Source organism: Rhizobium sp. 268, from assembly GCF_036571585.1.
GTDB lineage: Bacteria > Pseudomonadota > Alphaproteobacteria > Rhizobiales > Rhizobiaceae > Rhizobium > Rhizobium redzepovicii.
Map to the genome: position 1 here is coordinate 1 of NZ_JAPPSO010000043.1, position 6438 is coordinate 6438.

3 protein-coding genes and 8 pseudogenes are annotated in these 6438 nt (G+C 56.3%); 4 read left to right on the top strand and 7 right to left on the bottom strand.

The genetic code is table 11. The features are described from left to right. Positions 1-208: 208 nt before the first annotated feature. On the bottom strand, positions 209-817 hold the full coding sequence (locus OS035_RS32945; protein ID WP_331815514.1) for an outer membrane protein: 609 nt from the start codon (positions 815-817) through the stop codon (positions 209-211). A 228-nt stretch (positions 818-1045) separates the two neighbouring features. On the opposite strand from OS035_RS32945, the pseudogene OS035_RS32950 reads away from it, so the two are divergent. Continuing rightward, a pseudogene (locus OS035_RS32950) lies at positions 1046-1236 on the top strand (IS6 family transposase); the annotation flags it as partial. Here OS035_RS32950 and OS035_RS32955 read toward each other — a convergent pair. Further along, positions 1222-1490 (bottom strand): annotated as a pseudogene (locus OS035_RS32955) (IS6 family transposase); the annotation flags it as partial. The pseudogenes OS035_RS32950 and OS035_RS32955 sit on opposite strands and share 15 nt — an antisense overlap. 713 nt (positions 1491-2203) lie before the next feature. Between OS035_RS32955 and OS035_RS32960 the strand changes: the two are divergent. Beyond that, entirely contained in the window at positions 2204-2404 is a 201-nt protein-coding gene (locus tag OS035_RS32960; protein ID WP_064246339.1) for a hypothetical protein, read from the top strand. A gap of 133 nt (positions 2405-2537) precedes the next feature. Next, a pseudogene (locus OS035_RS32965) lies at positions 2538-2789 on the top strand (phage integrase N-terminal SAM-like domain-containing protein); the annotation flags it as partial. A 53-nt stretch (positions 2790-2842) separates the two neighbouring features. Here OS035_RS32965 and OS035_RS33695 read toward each other — a convergent pair. The 5 genes and pseudogenes from OS035_RS33695 to OS035_RS32985 all read right to left on the bottom strand — a co-directional run. Then, positions 2843-3058: pseudogene (locus OS035_RS33695) on the bottom strand (IS6 family transposase); the annotation flags it as partial. 32 nt (positions 3059-3090) lie between these two features. Further along, positions 3091-4292 (bottom strand): annotated as a pseudogene (locus tag OS035_RS32970) (IS256 family transposase). 57 nt (positions 4293-4349) lie between these two features. Then, positions 4350-4781, bottom strand: a pseudogene (locus tag OS035_RS32975) (helix-turn-helix domain-containing protein); the annotation flags it as partial. Positions 4782-4914: 133 nt separating this feature from the next. Next, positions 4915-5448, bottom strand: coding sequence for an inorganic diphosphatase (gene ppa / locus OS035_RS32980; protein WP_065277176.1), 534 nt, complete (start codon positions 5446-5448; stop codon positions 4915-4917). Positions 5449-5489: 41 nt separating this feature from the next. Continuing rightward, positions 5490-5639, bottom strand: a pseudogene (locus OS035_RS32985) (AAA family ATPase); the annotation flags it as partial. A 336-nt stretch (positions 5640-5975) separates the two neighbouring features. Here OS035_RS32985 and OS035_RS32990 point away from each other — a divergent pair. Continuing rightward, positions 5976-6224 (top strand): annotated as a pseudogene (locus OS035_RS32990) (IS6 family transposase); the annotation flags it as partial. Positions 6225-6438 lie beyond the last annotated feature (214 nt).

Sequence of the window (6438 nt, forward strand, 5' to 3'; positions counted from 1 at the left end):
CCTGTGTCGCCTGAATATCCACGAGCCGCTGACCTTTCCAGCCAGAGAAACTTAACGTGACAACACCGCGTATCGTATCCGCTTTCCAGCGATCGACATCCTGTATGCCGATTTTGACACCTATCCATCTGACATCACCGGTCGAGGAGATATAGGCGGTTTTTATCATTAGCCCCGCCAAGATGGCGGGGCCTTTAGCCGACAGTTCTTAGAACTTTACCCCAATCCCGAACTTGATTTCGTTCTGATCGAGATCGACATCAACTCCGAGAACGTCCTTCTTGCCAAAGTCATTGTAGCGATATTCGCCACGGGCGAAGATGTTGTTGGTGATGGCAAAGTCAACGCCAGCTCCTACGGTGTAGCCGTTGAAGGTCTCCGTTTCCTTGTCAAAGCCAGGTACATCGACGAAACCGCGCGTCGCAGTCCAGCCGGCTGCGCCATAAATCAGCGCTTTATCGAAGGCATAGCCGACACGACCACGAACAGCGCCGGCCCAATCCGTCCCGATGTCTGCGCCGAGCGCGTCCTCTTCATTCCAGTTGTATTCCAGGTTGCCCTCGATACCGACGACAATGTTATCGAACTGGAAATTGTACCCTGCGAATCCGCCGAAGATGCCGCCGTTGAAATCTTCCGAAGCGCTGGCACCACCGGCGCTGAAGTCACCGTTAAGCCATGCGGCGCCACCATCGATCCCGAAGTAAGGACCGGACCAAGTAAAAGTAGGAGCGACCGCAGCGTCCTGGACGACATCGGCGGCAAGGGCGGTGGTTGCGACAAGTGCGAGTAGCGTTGTGGCGATAGTCAACTTCATTTTCTGTACCCCATTGCATAACAATACAACCGAAGGATATATCACCAGCTCAACAAAAAGCTGTAGCAACTAGGACACACTCGCGAGATTGTACGGGTAGTACAAGTTGCGCGCGGCGGAGGGCCGGCGGCCTTCGGCCCTGCATTCCATCGGGTACTGTCACATTGATTGAGCGGTAAGGAACTTGAAGTAGCAGCGCACCCATTTCCGTGAGTGCACCGACCTACAAGAACCACCGCTATCCGATTCGAAATCGTAGTCCGTGCTGTCTGGCTCTACTTTCGCTTTAATCTGAGCCTGCGCGATGTCGCGGGATCGTCGTTTCCTACGAGACCATCCGCCGATGGTGCCGAAAGCATGGCCTTGATTATGCGCGCCGCATACGCCGCAAGGCGCCGACGAAAGGCGATGTCTGGCACACCTTCATCGAGATGCCTTGGTCGCCGAGCTTGCTGGCCGATCGCTTCCAGATATCATTGGCGAAATGCCTGCCGAACTTCTCCGCCCAGAGCCGCACGGTCTGGTGAGAGACGATGACGCCACGAGCTGCCAGCATATCCTCGACCATCCGCAGGCTGAACGGAAACCGGAAATAGAGCCAAACGGCATGGGCAATCACCTGCGCCGGAAATCGGTGGCGACGATAAAGAGAATCGCGGGAAAATCTGGGCATGCGGCCAGATCCCACATTTTGATCGATGCCCGGTTAACGTTACGGTGCCCTCCAGACTCCGTAACCATCCAATTCCTCCAGCACATAGCCGATCCAGGCTGCTGAAACTGAAGCAAACAATCGTTTTCGCGGCTGAACCGCGCAGCCATCCGACAAAAGCCGAATTGGCTAAAGCTTTACGTGCATAAGCTACTTATCATATTCCCTGGCGAGCAGAAATGGACGGACCGATAATTTTCAGGATGCGGCGATAACGACAATTGCGTCCTGCTCATATATCTAAATGAGCAGTGGTTAATTCCGAAGGAAGTTCGGAAATTCCGAAATACGCAGCTGCCGGTGCAATGTAGTTTCGGGGCGCCGGCAACGTAAAACGACACTTATTCAAAACAAAACGTGCAAACATAGGAGGATAGGTCGTGACCTATCGGAGGAACATTCGTGCGCGCTTTGCGCAAGCGTTGGCTTGCAACAGGAATTATTCTGCGTGCACGCGCTCAGGCGCCGGGAAGAATTCCACCGCCTATTGTGCAGATTCATGCGAGACGCTCCTGATGCCGGACATCGGCAAATAATGGCGCGCAAGGGGTTGCGCGCAGCTGAGACCGTCTGTGTCGATGCGTAACGGCTCGAGGCTTGCATGCAACCCCTACCAATCCACCCATTGTCGAATTTGTGGACGCTGCCTTTCATATGGCAGAACGGAGGCTAAGATGACCACGGCATGTGATGAGAAACACATCGAATTGAAGCCGATTTCGAGCTGCAGACAAGAAGTCGAAGTCGCGATGGTGGAAATGCTCGTCAGTTTGCAGAAACGTGGATGGTCGGCTGCGGAATTGGCACTGGCGCTCGCAGATGCCTCCGAAGAACTCGTCATGCTGATTGCGACCAAAAGGCTTCGACCGAATTAGGTCGTGGTGACGATTTAACGATTTGGGATTGAACGAAGCCGCTATCGCGGCATTTGGAGCGCGGGGTTGCATGATGCGCTTCTGATTTGAAGGATTGGGCTGTTTTAGCCCAACCTTTGAGCGGGAGATGACGATGACAGAGATAAGCCCGCTACGCCGGCCCATGATCGATGACATGACGATCCGCAATCTTTCGCCAGCGACGTAACGATCGTATTTGTATGCGGTGACGAAGTTCTCGCGCTATTTCGGGCGATCGCTAGACCGTCTTGGACTGGAAGACGTGCGCGCGTTTCAGGTGCAACTGGTCTCATCGGGCCTATCATGGCCGGCCTTGAACCAGACAGTTTGTGCCCTGCGGTTCTTCTTTGGCATCACGCTTGGTGGTGTTGTCACGTTAAGTTTCTCTGGCTGGAAAGGTCAGCGGCTCGTGGATATTCAGGCGACACAGGCCGCAATTTTCCATGCATCGAAAGCTTCGAGCCGATGGTAGCGAATTGTTTGCGCGGCGCGGCGACGGGACGGAACTGAAAAGCAATTGCGGGTCGCTGAGTGCATGGAGACGAACCGTTGCAACGTGCCTGGTGATCGGTGGCCTTGCATGGTTCGTTCCCGTTTTCGAAACGGCAGATGGCTGTTCTCGGCCCGATGGGACTGTCAGGAATTCTGTGCGGGGGGCCGGTTCATTAGTTGAGGAACCGCTCGCCGAAGATGACGGCGAACTGTGTCTTTGCTTCGACCCATTCCCGCGGCGCGCGCTTCCATTGCTCTGCGGCGTTGTTGAGCACCAGATATAGCAGCTTCATGGCGGCTTCGTCACCAGGGAAATGCCCACGCGAGCGCACGGCCCGGCGAAGTTTCGAGTTCAAGGCCTCTATGGCGTTCGTGGTGTAAATGATGCGGCGGACACCTTCCGGGAAGGCGAAGAAGGGAACGACGTGTTCCCAATTGCGCCGCCAACTTTGAGAGATGGCAGGGTATTTCTGGCCCCAGTAGCCTTCCTCGAAGGCCTCCAGTGCCTTCAAGCCCGCTCGGCATCTCTGGCACGGTAGATGGCTCTCAGCGCCGGCATGACGGGCTTTCTATCCTTGTAGGAAACGAACTCCAAGGAATGCCGGATCAGGTGGACAATGCAAGTCTGCACGATCGTTTGGGGAAAGACGGCAGTGATGGCTTCGGGAAAGCCCTTCAGGCCATCGACCACAGCGATCAGGATGTCCTGGCAGCCACGGCTCTTCAGTTCGTTCATCACCCGCAGCCAGAACTTTGCCCCTTCCGTCTGCTCGATCCATAGCCCGAGGATTTCCTTGGTGCCGTCCGCAAGAATAGCGAGTGCGACATAGACGGCCTTGTTGCGAACGAAACCTTCGTCCCGGATTTTGACCCGGATGGCGTCGAAGAACACAAGGGGATAGCACAGCTCAAGCGGACGATTCTGCCACTCACCAACTGCCTCCAGAACGGTATCGGTCACCGCCGAGATCAGGTCTGGCGAGACTTCGATGCCGTAGATTTCTTCGAGATGACCCTGGATCTCCCGCACCGTCATGCCGCGGGCGTACATGGAGATGATCTTGTCGTCGAAATCGGGAAAGCGGCGCTGGTATTTGGCGATCAGCTTCGGGTCGAACGTGCCGGCCCGGTCGCGCGGAATGGCCAGCGTCATTTTCGACGTTCCGGTCAAAACTGTCTTCCTCGAGGAGCCATTGCGCCGGTTGGCACAGGTCCCCTCGCTACGCTCAACATCGAGATGCTCGTCTAGCTCGGCATTGAGAATGGGCTCCGAAAGCGCCCTCTTCAGGTCATCCAGCAAGCCGTCCTTGCCGAAAACCTCGGACGGATCACGTCCCGCAAGAAGCTGGTCCAGAAGTTCTTTTTCGATAGCCATGTGATGATTCTCTCCTTTTCATCATCATGGCCCCCCGCACAGAATTCCTGACAGTCCCTTGCGGTACCCCATGGCACGCACCTCCCGGCTCAGCGTCTGTCCGCTCACTGAGACACCAAACTCGTGCCAGAGCCACTGGACCAGATCACACAGACGCCAGCGCACGACACCATCGAGATAGGGTGCCGGCCCCCGTTCCATGGCCTGCGCCAGCGCCGCCCGCTGAGTATCGTCCAACCGTGACTTGGGCCCAGGAGCCTTGCCGTTGATCAGCCCGTCAGGGCCATACGCATTGAACCGCAACACCCAATCTCGCACGATCTGAAGCGTGACATTGCCCAGCCGCGCCGCATCCGAGCGCGAGCCGCCGTCATAGATCGAGGCAAGCGCCAGGAGACGGCGTGCCTGCGCGGCATCCTTGGTCTGGCGCGCCAGACGCCGCAAACGCTCTGCGTCGAAATCCTCTCGTAACGAAATCGCTGAACCCATCGCACACCTCCGATTTGCACCAGAGATTCAGATTCATCGCGTTTTGGGAAGCCCGTGAGTCGAATTCAGAAAGATGCCGTATAAGATGCCCCTGACCACTTCGCGCCGCCTACTTTGGCTCTGCCGATCGGGATCACTTGTGCAAATTGTAGCGGCCGACCGCCTTACGAATCAACTTCTTGGCGACATTGACGTCCTGCCAGCCGGCTATCTTCACCCACTTGCCGGGCTCCAGATCCTTGTAGTGCGAAAAGAAGTGCTCAATCTGCTTCACCAAGATATCCGGCAGGTCGGTATAGTTCTCAACCTTGTCGTAGCAGCGCGTCAACTTCGCCACCGGCACGGCGATGATCTTGTCGTCCTTGCCGGCATTGTCTTCCATGACCAGAACACCTATCGGACGCACACTGATGACGCAGCCCGCAACGAGCGGCCAGGTGTTCGCAATCAGGACGTCGATCGGGTCACCGTCTTCTGACAGCGTGTGCGGCACGAAGCCATAGTTTCCCGGATAGGTCATCGAAGTGGAGAGGAAGCGGTGTGCGACGAGTGCGCCGGCTTCCTTGTCCAGTTCGTACTTGATCGGCTTGCCGCCGACCGGCACCTCGACAACGACATTCACCTCGTCCGGCGGGTTCTTGCCAACGGAAATCGCTTCGATACGCATAGGGCCTCCTTTTGTTGAATTTAGGCGCGCAAGCTAGCCCACAGGATCAATCGCGTGAAATCGACCTCTGGATCGCAAACGATGAGGATTTTCTGCCCGAGTTCGACAAGGGCGGCGAGCGTATTCTGGGACGTAGTGGATTTGCCAATGCCTCCCTTTCCGTAAAACGCGATCTGACGCAGAGCAGCCATTCTTACTTCCTTTTCGTGTTCGAACCGACCGAGGTGATGCCGCGACATCGGACGCGGCTGCTTCCGTCGCAGCCCGAGAACAATTTTCAAGCGTCGTGCCAATTGAGCTGATTGATAGGGCAGAACGGAAACTGGTGCTCCCGCAAACACTTAGAGGGATAAAATACCGGACCGAAGAATCCTAAAGCGTGTCACGAAGCCGACAAAGGTGACGACAATGTCGCACACAAGTCGTCAAGAGCCAGCAGAGCGTAAGCCGCAATGCGCATGCATTGGTATTGTCACGTTAACTGGGCTGCGGTTGCCTGCCTGACGGGTTGGGCGTAGATTTCGGCGATGCATTCACGAGATATCAGCTTCAAGCGTCACCGTTTTCCGCCACGGATCGTTTCTCACGCGGTCTGGCTTTATTTGCGGTTCAACCTTAGTCTGCGAGAAGTTGAGGAAATGCTGCTCGAGCGTGGAATCGACGTGTCATACGAGACAGTCCGCCGCTGGGTCGCCAAGTTCGGACCCCAGATCGCACGCAACTTGCGGCGGCGGCAGGCGCGCCCCGGCGATATTTGGTATCTGGACGAAGGTGTGCCGCGAGGCATCCACAGCAATGTGGGAGCCGAGCTGCACGGAAGATGAGGGTAGGTCCCTCGAAACCGACCTTCAGGGGCGGGTTTCAAACCACTGCAAGCTGCGACGGTAAAGAGCCGTGGTGGCGAGCGTTGCAGAAAAGGCGGATCTTAGTCCGTCAGGTGAGGTTTAGAGAGACGAGCGCAAGCGAACCGCTGATGACGTGTCGAAAAGT

Bases quoted from the DNA above. Each gene is read 5' to 3' on its own strand.
- OS035_RS32945 (WP_331815514.1), bottom strand. From the start codon at position 817: ATGAAGTTGACTATCGCCACAACGCTACTCGCACTTGTCGCAACCACC.
- OS035_RS32960 (WP_064246339.1), top strand. From the start codon at position 2,204: ATGACCACGGCATGTGATGAGAAACACATCGAATTGAAGCCGATTTCG.
- ppa (WP_065277176.1), bottom strand. From the start codon at position 5,448: ATGCGTATCGAAGCGATTTCCGTTGGCAAGAACCCGCCGGACGAGGTG.